This is a genomic window from Paenibacillus jepli, from assembly GCF_047238105.1.
Taxonomy (GTDB): Bacteria; Bacillota; Bacilli; order Paenibacillales; family Paenibacillaceae; genus Paenibacillus_D.
Genome location: NZ_JBDFMD010000001.1, coordinates 5,523,256 through 5,545,283, shown reverse-complemented (window position 1 = coordinate 5,545,283; position 22,028 = coordinate 5,523,256). Strand labels below are relative to the sequence as shown.

The 22,028-nt window shown below is 57.1% G+C and carries 11 protein-coding genes; 2 read left to right on the top strand and 9 right to left on the bottom strand.

The window, feature by feature from the left end; translation table 11 throughout:
* The first annotated feature begins 171 nt into the window (after nt 1-171).
* Nucleotides 172-2,898 (top strand): S-layer homology domain-containing protein, encoded by a 2,727-nt coding sequence (locus tag ABC336_RS23330; RefSeq protein WP_413240929.1) that lies wholly within the window; start codon nt 172-174, stop codon nt 2,896-2,898.
* 195 nt (nt 2,899-3,093) lie between these two features.
* On the opposite strand, the gene ABC336_RS23325 is transcribed toward ABC336_RS23330, so the two are convergent.
* The 9 genes from ABC336_RS23325 to ABC336_RS23285 form a co-directional block, all read right to left on the bottom strand.
* Nucleotides 3,094-4,011 (bottom strand): acetylxylan esterase, encoded by a 918-nt coding sequence (locus ABC336_RS23325; protein ID WP_413240928.1) that lies wholly within the window; start codon nt 4,009-4,011, stop codon nt 3,094-3,096.
* The gene (locus ABC336_RS23320) at nt 3,995-6,742 is read right to left on the bottom strand and encodes a glycoside hydrolase family 38 N-terminal domain-containing protein (RefSeq protein WP_413240927.1); all 2,748 of its coding nucleotides are present in this window, start codon (nt 6,740-6,742) and stop codon (nt 3,995-3,997) included. The genes ABC336_RS23325 and ABC336_RS23320 overlap by 17 nt, the downstream gene beginning before the upstream one ends.
* Nucleotides 6,739-9,318, bottom strand: coding sequence for a glycoside hydrolase family 2 protein (locus ABC336_RS23315; protein ID WP_413240926.1), 2,580 nt, complete (start codon nt 9,316-9,318; stop codon nt 6,739-6,741). The genes ABC336_RS23320 and ABC336_RS23315 overlap by 4 nt, the downstream gene beginning before the upstream one ends.
* Before the next feature lie 30 nt (nt 9,319-9,348).
* Entirely contained in the window at nt 9,349-14,268 is a 4,920-nt protein-coding gene (locus ABC336_RS23310; RefSeq protein ID WP_413240925.1) for a fibronectin type III domain-containing protein, read from the bottom strand.
* A 74-nt stretch (nt 14,269-14,342) separates the two neighbouring features.
* Nucleotides 14,343-15,644, bottom strand: a complete 1,302-nt coding sequence (locus ABC336_RS23305) for a glycoside hydrolase family 28 protein (protein WP_413240924.1) — start codon at nt 15,642-15,644, stop codon at nt 14,343-14,345.
* Between the two features lie 118 nt (nt 15,645-15,762).
* Nucleotides 15,763-17,313 (bottom strand): ABC transporter substrate-binding protein, encoded by a 1,551-nt coding sequence (locus tag ABC336_RS23300; protein WP_413240923.1) that lies wholly within the window; start codon nt 17,311-17,313, stop codon nt 15,763-15,765.
* Between the two features lie 95 nt (nt 17,314-17,408).
* Nucleotides 17,409-18,293: a carbohydrate ABC transporter permease gene (locus ABC336_RS23295; RefSeq protein ID WP_413240922.1), complete on the bottom strand. Its 885-nt coding sequence runs from the start codon at nt 18,291-18,293 to the stop codon at nt 17,409-17,411.
* Nucleotides 18,294-18,330: 37 nt separating this feature from the next.
* On the bottom strand, nt 18,331-19,314 hold the full coding sequence (locus ABC336_RS23290; RefSeq protein WP_413240921.1) for an ABC transporter permease: 984 nt from the start codon (nt 19,312-19,314) through the stop codon (nt 18,331-18,333).
* Nucleotides 19,307-19,432: a hypothetical protein gene (locus ABC336_RS23285; protein WP_413240920.1), complete on the bottom strand. Its 126-nt coding sequence runs from the start codon at nt 19,430-19,432 to the stop codon at nt 19,307-19,309. Before ABC336_RS23285 ends, ABC336_RS23290 begins: the two co-directional genes overlap by 8 nt.
* A gap of 249 nt (nt 19,433-19,681) precedes the next feature.
* Here ABC336_RS23285 and ABC336_RS23280 point away from each other — a divergent pair, with 249 nt between their 5' ends.
* Nucleotides 19,682-22,027 carry a helix-turn-helix domain-containing protein gene (locus tag ABC336_RS23280; RefSeq protein WP_413240919.1) on the top strand — a complete coding sequence of 782 codons (2,346 nt, stop codon included), beginning with the start codon at nt 19,682-19,684 and terminating at the stop codon, nt 22,025-22,027.
* Nucleotide 22,028: the final 1 nt, after the last annotated feature.

Below are 22,028 nucleotides of genomic sequence, written 5' to 3'. Positions count from 1 at the left end.
TGACTCTTCCTTGTTACCAAGCGGGCCGTTCCATCGGCCCGCTTTTTCCAGGGAAGTAGTGAGCAGCCATCTGCAGCTTGTACAGATGGCTGGAGATGGCTGCTCATTACATCGTTCGTTGGTATTGAGAAGCAGAAGCTATTATATTTTATTTGAAAGGGAGACATTCATTTGAACGCTTTAAAGACGACCCGCCGTTATATTGCTGTCTTGTTGACCTTCGCGCTGCTCTTGGGCGGAGCATGGCCTGTCGGCACTGCCGCCGGAGCCCCATCGCTCCCCGAAGGCGAGTACGATGTACCATTCCTTTATTTGAAGGACGGCTCGAATGATACTTCCGCCGCTCATCATTTCATGGTCGCCGATTCCGGCAAGCTGATTATCGAAGAGGGTCAAGCTTTCTTTGAGCATGAAGTAAGCAATCGGAATTACGCCACCTTCGCTTATTTCGCCTCCCGTCAGGATGGAGCGCCCAAAGCCGTCATCTCATCTTCCGGCGGCGAAACGATCATTACCGGCCGGGACGGCTACACGCAGGCCGTCGTCAGAGCCGCGGCGAATCCGGAGCACACGGTCTTGCGGCTGGAAATCATCGATCCGGCTCAAAAGCAAGACATCCTCATGCACATCTATGACGAAGATAATATCTATCAATTGCCATCCCCCTATAACAATTGGTATAACACGCAGCTTCAGCTTGATCTAAGCGGCATCGATGTGCCCGGTTCGGGGCCGATTGACAAATCTCATCTGATCGCCTGGATTGCGACCGCATCCGAGTGGGCGGCGACGGCCAAGGATTATGGCGAAACGGCTACCGGCTCGCCAGGCAATCCCAACGCAGTGCCGGTAAGCGATGGTGAATACCCGGTCGACACCAGCCAGCGCCCGATTACCGGACCGGCAACAAAAGTACGCACTGCAATCAACGAGGCCCAGGCTATCGTAGACGATCCCGCAGCAACCCAGGCCGATATCAGCGCCAAATACAACGAGCTGGTCCATGCCTTCGACTGGGAAGACCTTGAGAAGCAGAAGTACACCGCATCCACAGTGAAGCTGCTCGTGCTTGATTCGCTCGAGGCTGTTGCGCAGCTGTCGCCGCATGCGGACGATTTTGGATCTGAGGCGGTCATCCTGCAGCAGGCGGCGGATCCGTATTATGCTGCCTATGCCAATATTACGTTCGTGGATCCCGAGGACAAGCTCGGCGCTGCCGATATTCAACAAGTGACATTGCAGGCGGCAGACGGATTCTTCGGCAATTATACTTCCGCCAGGGCCAAGCCGGTTGCGTCAGGTGAGCCTGACGGCCACAAAGTGTACCAGGCATATATTCGCTCGAACAATGCAACCTACCCTCAGACCGACGAGCTGTGGCAAGGCCTGTTCAAGCTCAAATATCCGGTTACTGCACCGGTAGAAGAACAAAAAGAAGTCTTCCTCAGCTTTAACGCGGCTTATCTGGAGACGCTGCAGACTCTCGTTGAGGAGACCCAGGAGCTGCACGATCAAGCAGCGGAAGCAGACTATCCGGCCGCGGCCTTCACGGCGCTGAATACGGCGATTGAGACAGCCCGGACGACTGCCGGCATGCTGGCTGCGCCGCGCCCGCAACTGCTTCAGGCTGCCGCAGCGCTGCAAACCGCGGTGGATGCGTTTGAGGATGCTAGAATCACGGATCCTAATCCTGGTCCAGGCCCAGGTCCGGGTCCAGGTCCGGCACCGACGAATCCCGTTTACCCTGCGGACGGTACGTATTTGATGCCGTTTTCCATACTGAAACAAGGCAGCAGCCAAACCTCTGTAGCCAATGATTATGTCGTCAGTCCCGCCTTGGTTCGGGTCAATGGAGGCAGCAAGTCGGTTTCCTTCACAGTCAAGCGCAGTGCGGAAATTACAGGCTTGACGTTAAACGGCAGCAGCGGAACGGTTTCTTCCACCAATACGTCTGCCAACACCCGCGTGGTGACCTATACGCTATCGGATCTGTCCGGGAATATTCCCGGCTGGGTGAAGATCGACTGGGCAGAGCACAACTACCATTATGATTACAACATCCAGTTCAGCTTCAATGAAGGAGGGGCCACATATGCCGGATCTGGCGCCGCCGTACCCGGCTCCGACGGCCATACTCCGCCACCGCCGCTAACTCTTCCTGGAGATACTAATGGAAGGAACGGCAACCCCGTTAAAGAAGAAGATGCCAATGAAGACGGGAATGAAAATGACACTGAGAACGACAATGCAAACGACAATGAGAATACGAATGGAAATGAACCATCCGCTCCGGGACCGACAGATCAATCCGGCGGAGAACAAAGGACGATCCAGTTCTCAGACACGATGACCCATTGGGCCCGCGCCTCGATCGAACGCGCAGTCACGCTCGACATCGTGAACGGCTATACGGACGGCAGCTTCCGTCCCAATGCAGTCGCAACACGCGGCGAGTTCGCCGTCATGATCAGCCGTGCGCTCAATCTCGCCAGCCATACGGCAGACACTCGCTTCAGCGACGCAGATGCCATCCCGGCCTGGGCTCGGGATCACGTCGCTCGGGCAGTTGCCGCCGGCATCATCAACGGCTTTGACAATGGCACATTCCGTTCGGACGGACAGCTCACCCGCGCCCAACTGGCAGTCATTATCGCCCGCGCGGCTGGATTGACACCGGAGGAAGACGGCACTCCGGCCATCGCCTCCTATGCGGATGCCTCCGACGTCCCGGCCTGGGCCAGCAATGAATTGGCCGCAGCGGTTACAGCCGGTCTCCTGCAAGGGCAGAGCGGCAACCGGCTGGCGCCAAACGCCACAGCGACGAGAGCCGAAGCACTCACCCTGATCATCCGGCTACTGGATTGGCTGGATGTGAACAACGCGGCAAACGCTGGATAAACCTGCTTCGGTAACGGATTTAAGTAACTTTTTACCCCTGGTTGTGGACCGCGGCATCCAACCCAGCCGGGAGCACAACTTATCCACAAGAGACGAAATTCATAATTTCCTAAACAAGGACAAAGCCCCCACTCTAAAGGTAAAGGAGCGGGGGCTTCTTAAGGACATCGCATCTCTAAGTCTTGAGCGAGCGGTCTAGGCATAGAGCCGAAACCAGGCTGATGCCAGCGTTACGAACTCCCTCGTATACCGGTGCTCAGCTTCGCGCAGTATCGTCAGCGACTTGCTCCCGGGGAGCTCGTCATACAGTGAGGCGATCGTCTCCGGAGGGCACGCCTCATCCCTGCCGCCCGATGTCAGCAGCACCGGCAGCTGCAAGCGCCGGGCATGCGACAACGTATCGATATGGCCCAGTGCATGCCATAGCTCCCGCTCGTCTCCGCCCTCCGGCCAGGTCAGACGCGCCGTCGCATAGGCGCCGCGCCAGGCCGCCAATGGAAAGTTGGTCAGAAACGGCAGATCCGCAGCCGCACACCGTACCCCGTGATCCCGGTACATCGAGGCTAGCAGCAGCGCCGTCCCGCCGCCCTGACTCGTGCCGAAGAACGAAATCCTACCAGGCAGCACGGGCTGATGCTCGAGCGCCCAGCGTACGGCAAGCACAGCTGCGGTCAGCCACTGGCAGTAGCCTCGCTGCGCCTGCGAGACCGCCGTATCCGGCAGCACGGGCCAATGCCCGTGCGCGGCACGCTTGCGCTCATCCGGACCGGTCGGAGTCATGTACCCCATCGGCGAGACGTGCAGCACGTGATAGCCAGCCCCGACGAGCTCCGGATGCTGCACGATCTCCGCGCCGTAGCCGGGCAGATGCACGAGCAGAGGAGCCGGGCCCGAAGGCGCCGGCTGCCAGTACAGATAGAATGCCGGGGTCACTGGCGAAGAGATGCGAACAAACCCTGCCCCCTCCGTATGGAGCACGCTTGGCGGGAGAGCGGGCAAGGCCGGCGGCATAAGCTCAGTCTCATAGGAGGCCATAGTTGCCTGTGCATAGAGCGAGTCGATCCAGGCATCGACTTCGGAGTCGGATGGGTAATGCTTATGCACGCATCCCATTGCCATCCTCCTCATCCTCAGCTGTCTGGTCAGCCTGCCCCCGCCCCACCAGATACGTCGCAATCCGCTTGGCCGGCAAATACACCTCGCAGCAATCGCTGTCCGTCTGCACGACCGCTCCGCGTTCATCCAGCAGATTGGCCTCACTCACCTGTGTTCCCAGCAATGGCCACCGGGCCTGTACCGCAGAGGACTGCGCTTCGACATTGTACAACCGGACGACAGCATCTCCCCGATCTGACCGCTTGAGCGCGGAGAGCATCACCTCACCCGTAATTGTCAGGAACTGTTGACGCTGCGGCAGCGACGGACGGTCCGCATGGGGATCGGCCTCGTGTACCGGATCGCTGAACGAGCTGCCCTGCACCCACGGCCGCCCCTGATTCCAGCGCTGGGCGTCGATCGGAGTGCATTGCGAGCGCAAGCCTTGGTGGAACAGCTCCGCCTCCTGGTACAGCCGCGTTGCCGGACAATCGTGGAAGGGACGCAGCGCAAGCTCCGTCTTCAGCGTTCCCAGACATTGTCCCAGCGGCTGCCGGTCCTGCTCAAGAGGGGTCGTCTCCCGCAGGAAGATCGTGTCCACTCCGCGGTGCAGCGTCACGGCCAGCGTCGAATCGCCGAGGCATTCATAGTCATGCAGCCCTTTGGCGTACAATGCGATGCCCGCTGTCTCCTGCACAGGAGCGACCCATTTCCAGAAAGGCTGACTGTTGGCGTCCCGGGCGCCGTGGCGGCCCTCGTCCCACCTGCGCTGCAGCACATCGAACTGTCCGCCGGCAGCCACATGAGTCGGCGTCCAGTCCAGCGGCAGCAAAAGCCTCAGCCGGTGATCACGGGCATGATTGTCCGCTTCAATCGCCATCTTGAGGTGACGCGCCTCCCGATCCAGTCTCAGCTTGACGCGGAACTTGCAGGTGGCCAGAGAAGAACTGCGCTTCTCCTGCGACTCGTCCAGGCGCTCCGGCAGCTCCCAGTCGAAGGCATAGCTGCACTCATGGTACAAATCGTTGTGCACAACTTCCGTGAAACGCACCTTTCCATCCCAGATAAGGGGACTCTCTTCCGGCAGCCTCTTGTACACATACAGATCTCCCCGATCTCCACTGTCCTCGAAGCGGGCGATGCCGGCATATCTGCGGCCGCTTGCCTTGTCGACCATATGCAGGCTGCCGTCCCTGCCGACATCTATACGCAAATGCTCATTCTCCAGATATGCCTCTTCCGCATCCTGCAGCAACTGCGCTGCCGGCTCCTTGTCGGCCGCTACCGTTCCCTGAACGCCAGGGCGGATGCGATAGGCCGCATAACCCAGCGCGGGAACGCAAGGCTGCCACTCGATGACATACTTGCGGATCTGGATGATGCCCGGCAGATTGACTGGGCTCAGCACCTGGCGCCGTACCAGCTTAGACGAGACCACCCGATAAGGCATCGGCGTACCATCCTCAGCCTCGATCGTAAAGCATTCCACTTCATCTTCGGCCAGGAAGCTTATCTCGCTGCGGACCACGGCCCGCGATTCCAACTGGGCCATGTTGAAGACGACGAGCTTCTGGTCTTCCTTGGCATAGCCGCCAGAAGAGATCTGTCTTGCCAGCACAGCCAGCTTGCGGCCGATCATCTCCTCAGCCAGCTCGCCCAGCCGTGCGTACCGGTCCATCATGTGCGCGTGCACCTCATCCTGGCTGCAGCCGCAGATGCTGTCGTGCGGATGGTTCTCCATGTACAGCCGCCAGCAATAGTCGAGGGCCGCTGCATCATACGTATCCAGCCCTTCCGCCTCGCACCACAGTGACAGCGGCTCCAGCCATTTCTCCAGCAGATCGTGGCCGTGGGCGTTGGCCTGCTTCAGATAGATGCGGCTGGACAGCGTCCCGGCCAGGATACTGTACTCGTCGCCTTCCCTGAGCTCGCCTTGCACCGTCTCGAATGCGTCCGGCAACTGCGCTGCCATATGCTCCCGGATCTGCGATGCATAAGCCTCCAGCGTGCTGTGGACGATCTGCTCTCCGGGCCCCGCCACACTGCGCAGCTGTTCCAGCACCTGAGACAGATCCTGCTGCGCTTCCAGATGGTCGACGCCATTCATCATGACGTAATGCGGCGCCTGGACGACCGCCTGCTCGCGTTCGCGCAGCATGTCGAACATCTCCCGCAGACGCTCCGGATCGGCAGGCAGACGCTGGGCGCTATTGTACCAGTGCGGCATCAGGATGCCAGCGACTGACGTGCCGTCGGGCGCTTCCCAGCGGAAGAGCGGCCCGCGGTGATTGGCCAGATCGTAGCCTCTGCCGAATATCGCATTGTCTACGCCAATCTGCTGCAGAATCTGGGGCATCTGTCCGATCAGGCCAAAATGATCCGGCAGGTAGCCCACCTTCATCTCCCCGCCCAGCCGCCGCGAATCCGCGATGCCTCTCATCAGGTTGCGCACCGTGGATTCCCCGCTCGTCAGGAACAGGTCATTCTGTTGATACCAGGGACCGATGATGATCCTGCCGCTGCGGATGTACGACTCCAGCCGCTCCCGGTTATAGGGACGCAGGACGTAATAATCTTCCAGTACGATCGTCTGGCCGTCCAGATGGAAGCAGACGAACGCCGGATCCCGGTCCAGCAGGTCAAGCAGATTATCGATCAGCCGGACGAGCCGGTAGCGGAATTGCTCGAAGGTCAGATACCATTCCCTGTCCCAGTGCGTATGCGCTATAAAATGATAGGTTGTATTCATCCCTGTCCCTCCTGGATCTTCAACGTGTCGACATTAAGACCCTGCAGCCGCAGCGCCGGACGCTCCCGTGCTGTGCCGGCAGCCAGAGGCGTGACGCGGAGTGTGCGTTCCATGCCGGGCAGCAGCGTAAATGCACCTTCGCTGATGTCAAGGAAAGCTGCCGCTTCCTCCTGTTCCGCCTGCAGCATAACCGCCGCCCACGGGCTGGTATTGCGGACGGTCAACCTCTGCTCAGACGTCCAGCTCACTTCAACCCCGGCGGACGGCAGCTTGCGCAGCGGTGCAAACGGGTGCTGTTGATCCACGGTGAACAGATACGTATCCTCGTACACCAGCCGATCGTCTGCTTCGATGCGGATCACATACAAGAACACGTCCGCTGGCAGCGCGGCAACCGTCCAATGTGTATCTCCCAGACGAACAACCTCTTCATCGCCGTCCGTCCTGCGCCAGGACCACCTCTCTGCTCGTTGCAGCAGCGATCCATCCAGCGAGTATAATGCGGCGCTGATCTCAGCTTGCTCAAGCCCCTTCGCTGCGTCGTGCAGATATACCGCTGCCCGGAAGGCATCCCCTGAATGGTAAGCGATCCGGTCATACGCACAGGTCAGATGAACGGGCTGAAAAGCCTTCCGCAGCGCACTGTAGGCGAGCTTCGGCCGGCCGTTGTACTCGATCACGGACGTATTGGCCGTGTTGGCAAACGGCTCATTGCCCATCCAGATGACCAGTCCGCCCGCTTCCGGCTGCCGGCGCTGCACCGCACCTGCCGCATAGCGCAAAGACTCGGCTTGCACATACTGTGAAGCCAGGGAATAGCCCCGCACATCCGCTTCCTCGGCGCTCCACGGTCCCCAGAGCTGCTGCAGCTCTTCCCACTGGATCCACCAAGCGCCGTGATGCAGCCATAGGCGATTGTCCCGGTCCGGCGGCCACAGCTCCATCTTCCGCGCGATTCGCTCCAGCGTACGGACGCTGCTCACCCCTGGCGTACCCAGCTCGGAGCGAAACAGGGCATCATCGTTATTAAAGTACCGGTAATGCCGCGTATCCCCGGTATAGTCCCACGGGCCGTGCACATCGTGGTGCAGCCCTTTGCCGAAGTCCGTCTCTTCCGCCACGAAGATCGGGCCCCAGGGACTCGCCGGGATGAACACATTGTCAGGGTCTTCCTGAGCCACCAGGCTCGCGAGCATCTGCAAGTTCGGATGGCCGCCGCCCACAGGCTTGAATGCCTCGGTCAGCAGCTCGTTGCCGCCGCACCAGATGCACAGACTCGCATGATGCCTGCGGCGACGGATGGCGCTCCGCGAGGTATCTTCGAGCTGACGCAGGAAGCCGGGGTCATCCGAGGGCATATTCTCGACGCCGCTGGACGATTGAAACAGCTCTTGCCAGACAAGCAGACCAAGACGGTCGCATACCTCGTAGAAGCCTTGCTTCTCCAGGATGCCCCCGCCCCACACCCGCAGCAGATTGACATTCATCTTGTAAAAACGGCCGATATAATGCTCATAATCCTCCGTGGTGACCGTCCCGTAGAACGGACTGACGGGCACCCAATTCACGCCCTGGACAAAGATCCGTCTGCCATTGACCTTTAACGCAAAAAGCTCCTGCCCCTCTCCTGCATCCATCCCGGCTGCGTCCACCTGCATCTCGATGCTGCGGAACGCTACCGTCTTGGCGGCCTCATCGCTGACCTCGCCCTTGGCATCCAGCAGCCGTACCTTTACTTCGTAGAGCGGCTGCTCTCCATAGCCGGCGGGCCACCACAGCTCGACATCCGGCAGCGGCAGACGCTGACGGAACGCATCCGACTGCAGATCCTGCCAGCGCCAACTGCCCACCTGTGCGCCCCGCAGCGTCATCTCACACTCGATGGCATAAGGCCCGGTGGATGAGGCGTGCGAGTCGATTGCCAACTCAAGCTCCGCGGTGCCCTCATTATCCAGCAACCGCGCCTTCGGCAGAAACTCTCCGATGGTGCGGCTCTGCGTCTTCGCGATATAGATGTCGTCCCAGATGCCGACCGGCACGATGCGCGAGCACCAGTCCCAGTTATAATTGAAGCGGGACTTGATATGCCGGACCCGGCTCGTGTAGCCGTATTGCCCATACACCTCGGGCACTCGATAGAAGATGACCTTGAGCCGGTTGTCCTCTCCCGGTCTCAGGGTATCTGTAATCTCGGTGCGAACCGGCACCATCATCCCTTCGAAGCCCGTCAGCTTCGTATCATTGAGCCAGATCTCACCCCAATAATCCAGTCCCTCGCAATGGAGAAAATAACGCTCGCCGCCCGCCTGCTCCGGTACGAAGAAGGTTTTCTCATAAACCCATTCCCGGTTGGCCACCCACTCGCCGGCCTGACTGTCCTGATCGATATTGGGATCCGGGATGCGTCCTTCCCGCAGCAGATCTGCATTAACCGCCCCGGGTACGACGGCAGGAATCGGCAGGGAAGCCGGATAGATCCGGTTCCCCAATTCCATGGAGCGAAAGAGCCGCCACTGGTGCTCCCACCAGCCGGTTACGGTCCAATCGCTTCCATTCAGACATAACCATTTGCTCACGATATTGTTCATCCTTTCATTGCTGCTTCGTTAGTACACCTGGATGAACCGGATTGCATCCACCCATAGTTCATCATGTTGGTGCACGGGGATGAGCTGGATGGTCAGATCGGTCACGCCGCTCCATCCCGTTAATGCCGCCACATCATAGGTCTGTACGCCGATCATCGTGCCGTCCAGCTGCAGCTGCTTCGTCTCGCTGCCATCGGACACACGCATCGCCCAGTAGCCGTTCGTCGCCGTGATATAAGAAACATCAAGCTCCAGGAGCGGATAGGCCGACAGGTCGACACGGATATTTCTCGTGACGATCCCCCATGGTGTGTCGGGGTCGACCTGTTCGATCGTCAGGTGCTTGCCATCGAGGACGCGCCCCTGGGCACCTGCACTATTCCACGCCGGATCGGGCGAAAGGTGCAGCCAGTCGAGCTTCACCTCCGCATCGCTGCCGATCGCGTAGATGCGGATCTGGAAATCCTGCTGCCCCGACCATCCCGTCGCCTCACGAAGGTCGTAAGTGAACACGCCATTCTGACCCGTGTCCTGCTGGACATCCACATCTGCACCGCCCGCGTTGACCTTGAGCGCCCACAGATCGGTCGCCTCATCCACTTTCACCCGGAGATACGGCGTCGCATTCAGATCCGCATGGATGGTATCCGAGATGACCGAGCCGTACCCGTGCTGCGGCGCGTTCATCCGTACAGTCGCTTGGCCACCGCTGGCGGTAATCAGTGACGTCTCGTCCGTCCAACTGCGTGCATTGGCGAATGACTCGTCGTAGGCCCCAAAGGCCAGCTCATGGACATCGACTTCACTGCCTTCGCCGACGGCATGCAGCTGGAGCGAGATTTGAAGCGAGCCGCTCCAACCGGTTAGTTGTTTTACGTTGTAGGCATAGGATCCTGCCTCGCTTGTTGCCGGCTGAAGCACGACTGCCGGACTGCCATCGCCTTTATCGGCCCGCAGCTCCCAGGAGCCCGAGACAGATCGGACATCGATGAAGACATAAGGACTTTGATCCAGATGCACATTGTAGGTCTTCGCCGCATAACCTGAGCTGCCCGGGCTCTCCTCTGCAAAGATTGCCCCCCCGGGGACCAACGTGAGACTCGCATCTTGCTCAACCCATCCAGCAACTGTCTTGAACATGTCCCGGTAGGTCCGTACCCCGGCTGTCACCTTGCCGAAGCCTTCATGATAGGGCCCATTCCGGATCCAGTCGAACGTTACACTGCTGCCGGAATCGACCGCATACAGCTTCAGATTGTAGGTCTTGACGCCGCTCCACCTTGTTAAAGCGCGCAGATCATAGTCATATACGCCTGTCGCCGTCGTCGGCGGCTGGAGCGTGAACTCCTGGTTGCCGTCATTGACCCTGAGCGCCCATCTGGATGTGGCTTCGTCGACCTTGACGCTAATATGGGTATTGACATCCAGATCGCTGGTCACGCTGGAAGTGATATTGCCCTCCCATTGCTGCGGATCGGACTGCGTGACCGTCAAGGTGCCGTCGCCGCCGAGCATCATGCTCGCGCTCTCTTCCTGCCAGAGACGGTCTGTCGCCAGTTCATCCTGAAGCGGCGTGAACCGCACCCAGCCGAAGCTGGCTTCCGAGCCCTCCCCGACACTGAAGAGCTTGATCGTAAACGTCTGTGATCCAGACCAGCCGGTGGCCGCTTTCAGATTGTAGATATGCTCGCCTGTCGATGAGGTCTGCGGCTGCAGGTCAATATCGCTCTGCCCCCCATTGACCTTTAGCGCCCATTCCTGCGAAGCGGAGGATACCTGGATGGTCACATAGGGATTGCGGTCTACATCGATGGTGAAGGAACGTCCGATATAGCCATAGCTGTCATTGCCATTCTCTGTTACGACGGCACTCCCGTTGTCCACGGTATAGTCAGCGGAGTAGAGCGTCCATCCCGCATCACTTGTAAATTCATCTCCCGCTGATGCGGTTCCGGCATAAGCGCTGCTCATCTGTACTGGCCCGGCGAGCGGGCCTTCATTGCCCAGCCGGTCTTCTGCAGCAACCAGATACTCATAAGTGGCCCCAGACTCCGCTTGATCGTCGATATAATTGTTTACGTAAGATTCGCCGACCCACTCTGCGCCGGTAGTACCCGGCTGGCGACGATAGACATTGTACTTGGCAAAGTCCTCAGCAGCGGTCGCATCCCAGGACATTGTGATCCAGCGGTAGCTGCGCTCCCGGTCATGGACGGCTTCCTGCGCCAGATTGTGCAGCATGGACGGAGCCGTATTGGCTGTAGTCGCGATACCCTGGCTGCTCGATGCGCCGGCAGACACCATGCCGCTTGAGGCGACGGCCTTGAGCTTGTAATAATACGTCGTCGAAGGCGTCAGCCCGAGATCGGTAAAGGTAAGGCGCTTGGTCTGGCCGACGCGATTGCTGCTCCGATCCGGCACGAATGATGCGTCTGTGCCGCGATAGATCTCATAGTGCTCCACATCCGCTCCCGGCGTCTCGGTCCAGGTTAATGTAATCGTGTCGTCTCCTGTGGCAGCCGCCGCAGGAGCGGCAGGCGTCTGGGGCGTCGCCCCGGTGTCTGCAAGTACTGCGCGGATCCGGTAGCTGCCCTCTGCCGGTACCTGGACGGACAGACCGGAGGTCGACAGATCCCCATATTCATGCATGCCGTCCGTCTGATCGTTGCGCAGGATATGATACGTCCCGTCCGTCATGTTCTGGAGCTTGAAGGTTACGGTCTTGGCCGTGTCGCTCGTGTTATACAGGACGAACGTGTGATCTTCGGACTGGTACTCCTCGACCGCCGTCGGACTGATGCTGACGACCTGATCGTCCGAGACGTTGCCAAATGCCTCGAACAGCATATACATCATGAACACATCGCCGGCACCGTACACCTCTCTCGGCGCTACGCGATCCTGCAGGATAAATTCATATGGCAGATATTCAGGATAGGCATCCACGCCGTACCCGAGATAACTGTCGTTTTTGGACAGGAACCACAGCTGGTTTTGTCTGGCCATGGCCAGCATCTTGAGCAGCGTATCCGGCGTACGGTACTTTAGAATAGACGACGCGTACCACATGCTCTCCGCCGCTTCCCGGAATGCAATCTGCCGCTCGATCGTATCGGCTCTCGCCAGACCGACCGTAGGGTGCGTATTGTACTCCCCGTCATTGTCCCAGGTATAATTGTAGAAGAAATAGGTCAACAGCATTTGCGCCGCATACGCCTCCGCCTCATCCAGGTAATCCTCGCCCAGTCCAGCCTCATAGGCCTCGACAAGCGCACGGACCGCGTAGGCAAACGATTCATTCTTCGGCGTTGTGCGAATGCCGTACATCTGATCGTAGCGCGTGCTTAGCATATGCTTCACCGTATTGAGGCCCAGCTCGCGATACGTCTCATCGTCGAACTCCTTGGCTGCATACAGCATCGTCAGGGCATACGCAGCTGCCCCGCCGCCGTTGTCGAGGCCCTGCTCTCCCAGCTCTCCGCCATAGGGCTCATAGGGATCCGGCTCTCCGTACACCTTATAGCCTGCCGGCTGGGAATAATGCTCCTGATCCAGCGAGAAGTTACGCTTGACGAACTCCACCATGCTGCGGAACGCCTCGCGGTAATCTTCATCCCCGGTCACTTGGTACATCATATAAGCGCTGATGATTGGGTCATAGAAATAGTTGGGGTTGGTGTACGGCATCTGTCCGTCCAATCCCTGCCATCCTACAAAACCGGTCTCGTCGAAAAACTGATGATGCCATCCGTCATCGTTGCTGCCGTCATTAATGATGAATCCGCCGTGGACAAAGTTGTCCGTCAGCGTCTTGATATTCTGATATAACGTGGACTCTCCTTTCACCTGCGCATACGTCAGCGCGCCTCTGGAAATGCCGCTCGAGCCCCATACGTCGGCAAAAGCGATACCCGGCATGTCGGAGTCGCTGTAAGGCATATACCAGCCTACGCCATCGGAACTGATAAAGGTATGATCCGAGCTGGCTGTTGTATCGTTGCCAAAGTAATCCAGCAGCCCGTTGGCCGCATCTTCCCACGTCGGAATATTCGGCGTCAGCGGGTAACCGATCAGCCCGGATGGATAATCAAAGATGTCCCAGTACGCATCCGTAGCCGTTTTCGTCAGACTTCGAAAGCTGGAATCGCTGCCATTGCGAGCGTAGATATAGGATTCGACCGTGTTTACAGCCTGGCCCTCTACCTCTGCTCCGTGAATACCCGCATTCGCACCAATTGTTGTGACACCCTCGTTGGATTTAATACTGGCCCATCCGCCTGGCGCAGACAACGTCTCATTATCCATCAGAATTGCCAGATCGGCCATCGGTCCGACGTCCAGCCTGCCCAGAATGAGCGGCAGGGCGATGTCGAAGGGCTGATCATTCGAATTTTTGGGACTATACGTCGCAATGGTTCGTTCCCGGATGACACCTTCGGAGAGCATCGCGAAGCTCGGATAGACGAGTCCGTCCCCCGCATATGTAATGGTAAACGTACGCTTGACCCAATCCATGCCTGCCCTTGCCTCAAGTGTCCCTTCCCAGGTATAGTCATTGCCGGCATCGCTGCCCGCCCCCGTGAATCGGATGCTTACAAGCTCCGGGGTATTGCTGAGAACCGTATATCCGCTTGCCCTGGAGTTATAGTCAGCGCCCAGGATGAAACTGCCCTCGTTGTTGAACAAATCCGTCCAAGACGCGTCATCTGCCTGGATCTGCATGGCCGTGAAGCCCCATTGCTGGTTGCCATCCTTATCAAAAATCCACTGCTGCTGGTCTCCCAGTCTCAAGACAATCTGCGAAGCGCCGACTTGAAGGGAAGGCGCATTTCCATTTGCTTGCTGGGCCTTTGCGACAGGGGGCGGCAGGACCGGCAGAAGAAGGGTGACAACCAGTACCATAATCATTAATCGGAGGTGTGCTTTGCGGTTTTGCATGCAATCGTCTCCTTTGCGATGTTGTGAGGTTTGGTTTTACTTTTCACTTGCAAGATGGAAAATACGGGCCACGCTCAACCTCTTGGCCGGCGCTTGACGTCGGCCTGCTCGACCTCCGCCGACTCGTCTATCACCGCGTCATCGCCGGTATAACGGACATGGCGCAGCAGCACATCGGCAGCCTGATTCACGTACAGCCAAGGCAATCCTTCCGGTACAGGCTGCGCAGCAAACGGAGCCAGATCCAGAGACTGACCATACAAGGGACGATTGCGGCCTTCGGATAGCGATAATGACCAGTCCGACAGCTGGATCCCGCTGATATTGCCGTCCGTGCCGTGAACAATCACACTGTTCTCGGCAGCTGCCTGCACGCCGTCCACGACAATGTCGCGGATATAGCTTCCCTGGCCCGCAGCGCTGATAATCAGCGGCTCGCCCTGGCCCCACCATGCGCCTGCTTTGATCTGCGTATCGATGGTCAGATGCCGGGCCGATACCCGCTCGACGAAGCCCCCGTCACCGGCAAACAGGCCGAGGCCGCGGTTGGTGCCCCGGATCATGACGGTGTTAATCATCACATCCCGCACCTTGCTGGCCAGATGGCCCATCCGGATCGCCGAAGAGTGTGATGTCAGGATACAGCCCTGAATCAGGATTCGCTCCGATACCCCGTCCCAGGCCGTGATGCCGGTAATAGCGATGCAATCGTCCCCGCTGGTGATCTGACAATTCGTAATCCGCACATCCTTGCTGCTGCACAGATGGATGCCATCGGAGTTGGGCACGCGCAGGTGATTGACGATGCAGACCTGATCGACGACAACCTGCTCGCAGCAGCTAAAGGTGAGCGTCCAGTAAGGCGCCCGGCTGATCTTGAGCCGGTCAACAGTTACATGCGAACAGCCGTGGAAGAAAATCGGCTGATTGGGACGGTCGAGATACATCGCCGTCGCTTCCTCGCGCTGCTCCTCCGTCAAGTCGCTCTCCTCGAACTGGAACGGGTGAAGACGGTTAAAGTCGATGAAGGCGTGATCGCTCAGCTGAATCTCGCCATCTCCGGTAATCCGGATATTGCGGCCGCCCAGCGCATAGAGAAATGAGACCGTCTCGCCCATTTCATTATGATAGAAGCCGATCTGCCGATAATCTTCCATTCGTTCGGAAGCGCGCAGCACGGCTCCTTGCTCCAGCAGCAGCGTCACGTTGGATTTCAGTTCGACCGTGCCGCATACATAGTCGCCCGCAGGCAGCGACACGATCCCTCCGCCTGCCCCGGCGCAGTCGTCGACGGCGCGCTGCAGGGCAGCTGTAATCAGCTGCCTGCCGCCCTCTTGTATACCGTAATCCATGATGTTATAAACCGATTGTTTCATTTTATCCTCCTAAAAGTTTTCCGAAGGAAAACTCGCTTCGGAAGCACAGGCTTTAAGTTTTCCGAAGGAAAACTCGCTTCGGAAGCATAGGCTTTAAGTTTTCCGAAGGAAAACTCGCTCACTGGTTCTGCAGGAACTCATCATATTGCTCCTGAATCACTTCCTTAATACGGCCGATGCCCGCGGTCTCCGCATCCTGTTGCCAGCGCGGCAGATATTCGGCAGGGTCGAATACTCCGGACGCTACAGGCTTGCCAATCGAATCCATGACCGCCGAATACTGTGCCATTTCCGTTCTGACCGGCTCCACATTAACATTAAACCCTGCACTTGGCATCATGGTGAACGACTCGGCCTGACGCGAGAGGTCGAACCAGTATTTGTCTTCTTCCTTCATCGAGCTCAGTGTCCGTACAAGCGTCGGACGCCAGGTCATGACATAACCGGGGAAACTGTACTGGCTGTCATTAATCACTTCATACTGGTCATCGCCGATCGCCTGCCAGTCTTCGCCTTCGATTCCATACTCGAGCAGATCATGATTTTCTTTGATCGACAGCCAATCCATCAGTTCGATGACCTTCTCCGGATGCTGCGAGCTGACCGGAATCGCCAGGAAGTTGGCCTGCACAAAATCCGAATACGGTTTCACGCCTTCTTGATACGGCAAGACAAATTCAATTTCCGCGCCAGGAACATTTTTCTCCACGTCATAATACTTTTGGCCTTCTACTGCGTTGGAATCATAAGTAACCGCAGCGATGCGGCCATTGTTGAACAACTGCTGCGTATTTTGCTGCTGCAGGATATTGCGCTCCAGGATGCCATCCGCGTAATACTGATGCACACGCTCGAATGCGGTTTCAATACCGGGCACGTCATACAGCGGGTGAACTTCATTCGTGGCAGGATCGGCGTACATCCCGGCACCAAGCGGCAGGAAGAGCGGTTTGTCTTCATACTGCTCGGGGCTGAAATTGGCGAATTGATGCTCAGCAGCGACGCCATTCACGCCGTAAGGCATAATATCCGGATCGTTTTCTTTTACCTGGTAGAGGAATGTTTCCAGCTCTTCCATCGTTTGAATCTCGGGCAGACCGTATTTTTCTCTCAAGTCTTTGCGGATCGTGAAGCCCTTGTAGTAGCCCTGCGTCGTCCCCAGCGGGATGGCCATGATGTCGCCGCCAAAACGATTGGCATCCCACATCTCGTCCGGAATCGAAGCCTGCAGGTTCGGCGCATCCGCAATATAGTCATCCAGCTTGAGGATCGCCCCCTTGGCGATCATGTCATGGATGTGGAGCCACGGCGCATCGAGGAACATATCGAATTCATCGCCGGCCGTCGTCATCAGGTTCGTCTTGGTGCCGTAGTCGTCCCAGGGCACGAATTGAATGGTCAGGTTGATCCCCAGTCCGTCCGTTACGAGCTTCTCATTTACTGCACCCAGCACGCGGTCGAAGCCGACCGGCGTGTCACCAGGGAACACTGCGGAGAGTGTGACCACCTCCTGAGCAGCGCTGCTGTTCGTATTGCCGGGTTGCGTGGTTCCTCCATTACCGTTGCTTTCCTGGTTGCCGCTGCATCCTGCCGCGATGAGGGACAGGGCGAGAATACCACACCCTACGGTTGAACCCAGACGTCTGCTTCCCCTTGTTTTTGTATGCATTGCGTGTGCCTCCCTTTATATGATGGTTTCAATATGGAAACAGCACCGGAGCCGAAGCTTCCACTACTGATGATCCCTTGGATGATGTCGATTGTCTAGCCCTTGACTGCGCCGATCGTCAGTCCGCTGACGAAATAACGCTGCACGAAAGGATAAAGGAAAATAATCGGGCCAATCGCCACGACGGTCGTCGCCATGCGCATGCCCAGGCTGGGGACGTTGACAAACTGCGAGACCGAAGCCGGCAGCAGGTTCTGGGCCGCCTGCATGTTGGAGATCAGGCGCCGCAGCAGGATTTGCAGCGGGTACAGCTCTTCCCTGTTGATGAAGAGCAGGGCATTGAACCAGTCATTCCAGTAGCTGAGGGCAAAGAACAAGGCAACTGTGGCTACGATCGGTACGGAGATCGGCAGGACGATGCCGAAGAAAATGCGCACCTCGTTGGCTCCGTCGATCCGTGCCGCTTCTTCCAGCTCATCCGGGAGCGTCCGGAAGAAATTGACGAGCAAAAAGACTAGAAACGGCTGCATCACGACGGGGAAAACCATCGCCCACAGCGTATCGCTGAGTTGAAGCCACTTGTGGATCAGGATGTAAAACGGAACAAGTCCGCCATTGAACAGCATCGTAAAGTAGACATAAAACGCCAGCGGGTTGCGCAGCCGGTTTCTTTTGTTGGCGATCGCATAACCGAGCAGCGCACTGATGATGACAGCAATGATGGTGCCAATCGTCGTAACCAGGATCGTCACGCCATAGCTCCTGAAGATCGTGCCGGAGCTGAAGAGCAGATCATACGACTGGAATGAAATCTGACCGGGCCATAAAGCGTAACCGGATAAAATCAGCTCCGTCTCATCTGTGATGGAGCCGACGATCATCATCCAGAATGGAACGACGCAAAACAAGGCAAACAGCGATATAAAGACGTAACTAAAGGCTTGAAACAAGCGGTCATTGACCGATTGCTTGATGACCATTTCTCCGACTCCCCCCTTGCTTGGATACCCATTCGTGTCAGAACAACGAAGATTCCTTTGAAAATCTGCGTACAATGCCATTCGTAATAATGATCAGAATAAAGCCCAGGACAGACTGGGTCAGGCCAACAGCCGCCGACATGCCAAAATCGTTAAGCTGTCTCATCGCCCGGTACACATACGTATCGATGACATCCGTCGTCGGATACAACAGCGGGTTGTCTCCGACAATCGCATAGATCATGCCGAAGTCTCCGGCAAATATTTTGCCTACCGCGATCAGAGTCAAGATCGAAATCGTAGGTACCAGCAACGGCAAGGTAATGCGCACCATAATCTGCCTGCGGGATGCGCCGTCGATCCGGGCAGCCTCATACAGCTCATCCGAGATGCTGGTAATCGTCGCCAGATAGATAATCGCGGCATAGCCGCTTCCCTGCCAGATCCGGATGACCAGCAAGATCCATGGCCAGTACTCCGGAGTAAACATCCAGTCGGCGCCTGGCAGGCCAAACAGAGCCAGCCATTCATTCAGAGCCGGATTCTGTCCCCCGAGTATCGCAGACACCATCATACTGATGACGATCCACGACATGAAATAAGGAAGAAAGATCAGCGACTGCGATACGCGCTTGAACCACTTCACCCGGATTTCATTGATAAACAGGGCGATCGCGACGGCAAAGACCGTAGTACCGATCAGGAACAGCACATTCAAAAACAGGGTGTTGTAGACGACCTCCCCCAGCTTGCCCGACGTCAGGAAAAACTCGAAATTACGGAAACCGGCCCAGGGGCTGCCCAGAATGCCTTTTGTAAGGTCAAAATCCTTAAAGGCAATCAATACTCCGTACATCGGCATGTAACTGAAAACGAAATAAAAAACAATGCCTGGAAGCGCAATCAGGTATAAGAATGGATTGCGCCTCATGTGGGTGAACAGCGGCATCTGACCGCCCCTGTCCCTCTTGCCGCGCACCCTATCGGGGCGGCTGGCCGCTGAGACTGTTTGTTTATCCAACTGCGTCCTCCTCCTGCTGGATCCGGCCGGCAGCACCTGCCGTCTGCAATGCGCCTGACCCGGATTCGATTGTCATAACCCACCTTAACAACCCGGCCAGACAGCTGACAATCGCCAAAACAAAAGGCATCCTTCAAGAACCGAAGAACAGCCGTCTCCCCTGGACGAAATCCCGATCGGACCGGGCTTGACCACCTACCAAAACCGAAGATGAAGGTTCCAAAACCACATACCGCACGCTCCAAAAAGCAAAGATTTTGCTCAGATCGCAATAAGATGGGCCAACGAACGAAAAAGACAGCGGTAAAGGTGATATAATATGGCCTATATATAAAGCGTTTTCTTAATTGGGGGGATAGCTGCATTCATGACTTCACCTAGACCATCGCTGCTCCGCGTGCTACAGCATCACCAGACCTTTATCCGCATCCTGATCTCCTTAATCTGTCTTTGCATCGGCTCGATGACGATCAGCACGTTTTTTCTTTACAGTCAATTCTCCCGTTCGTCGGTTCAGGAGATCGGCAACAATGTGCAGGTCCTCCTGGAAGAAAAAGCCGCCAGTCTGGCGTACATAATGAATTCGGTGTCCCTGTCGGCTCTGCGCACCTCGGCCGATCCCGATATGATGACGTATGCACTATCCGCCTCGACCGACCCGGAGCGGGATCTGATGACCTGGCAGAAGCTGAAGCAGGCAAAGCAGGATATCTCCTTCGCCGATTCGATCTACCTTGTCAACACCTATTCGGGACAAGTGCTCGATACCAACTCGGGTCTTGCTCCCATGGAGACCTTCTATGATCAGGAAGGCTTGGAGCTGATGGAGCAGGTGGAGAGTGCCGTTTCACCGAACGGGCAAAAACTGTACGTCAAGTACTTCGTGCGCAAGCTTGATGCCGTAAATAATACCTTGCCGGTCATCCGCAACTACATCACGATCGTTTTGATGTATGAGACCGGTGCGCCCGGCTCCGCGATGATTGTCAATCTCGATGCGGATTTTATTCACACCTATTTCACCAATACATATGAGAGCTCTAATGGCGATATCGTCATTCTCAATGAAGATCAACAGATTATCTCCAGTCCCGATCCCGTGCAGTTCCTCTCGCCGGGTACGGCGCATTGGCCGCTGGGCGGCCCCCAGTCGGGCTGGCGTTCGGATCACAGCGAGGACCTGCTGCATGTCTATGCCTATCTTAGTTTCTCGGGCATCAGTGATTGGGTAATCGCTCAGACCATTCCTATCGATCAGGTGTTCATGAATGTCCGCAAGACACAGACCGTTACCATCTGGTTCTACTGTTTTATCCTGATCGCCGCGCTGATCGTCGGCTGGATGGTCTCCAGGAAGCTGTACAGCCCGATACGCGCCCTGGTCAAGGATGCGACCGTGCAGTATGCCGGTCAACAGACGCCGGTGACGCCCGACTCCAGGGATCTCGATGAGTTTACGCTCGTCACCAGCGCGCTGCGCCATCAGAAGATGCGGATCTCGGAGCTGACGAATGAACGCCTGCAATCTCGCCAGGCATCGCGCAATCATTTTTTGAAGGATCTGCTGACCTATCCCTCGCAGTACGATCAGGCCGCGCTGGGAGAGCAGTTCCGGAAGCACGGACTGTCGATATCGAACGTATCCCTTGCCATGATCTTGCTTCGGATCGACGGCTATCAGCAGTTTCTGGGCGCCTACAATGCGTTTGACCAAGGGCTGCTGCGTTATGCGGCAGGCAACATCGTCGAAGAGGTGCTGGGCGGCCATATGGCTCTGGAAATGGTGGATATGCGAAGCGACCATCTGGTGGCCATAGTGGACGCTGTCGGGGATCATACCGAGGAACTGCAGGAATTGTCACGCGTCATTCAGTCGCGGGTGGAGGAATTTCTGTCGCTGTCGCTTACCGTTGTCATCAGCGATATTGTCGAAAGCAGCGCAGACCTGCACCATCAATACGTACGGACCTTTGAACATTCCAATGAGCGATTCTTGAAAGGTCCCGCGCACATCCATCTCCAGCACGGCATGACAGGCCATGCGCTCGGCGAACCGTCCTTTCAGTATCCAGAAGAAATCGAACGGCTGCTGATGAATGAACTCCGGCTAGGTCATGAAAAAGAAGCCCTGCAGCATTTCGATCGGCTCATCATGCAGCTGCGGGCTTATTCCTTTGCCAACGCGCGGTTGGCCATTATGATGCTGCTCGTCAATTTCTCCAAAACTATCCATCAGATGGATCTGGATACTGACATCCCGGCAACAGGCTCGCTGACACAGCTCGACAACCTGTTGCAGCAGCTCGAGACGATCGAGGCTTTTGCCGACTGGATGGCAGAGCTGCTGCGCAACGCGATCCGGACTTCAGCCCGGCAGACGATCGGCAACAACCGGAACCAGGAGTTGATCGCCCAGATTATCCAGCTCGTCCAGGAGGACTTGACCAATCCGAATCTGTCTACCAAATCCATCGCAGATGCCTTGAAGCTGTCGGTGATCTACGTGAGGCAGTCGTTCAAAGAAGCCACCAAGCAGTCCCTGTCGGACTACATCAACGAACAGCGTCTGGAGAAAGTGACGGAACTGCTGCGCAATACGGAGCTTCCCATGGAAGAAATCGCTGCCAGGACGGGATTCAGCGCCATGAATTCCTTTTATACGATCTTCAAACGCAAACTGGGCCGGACGCCGACCCAGTACCGGAATTCCTGAG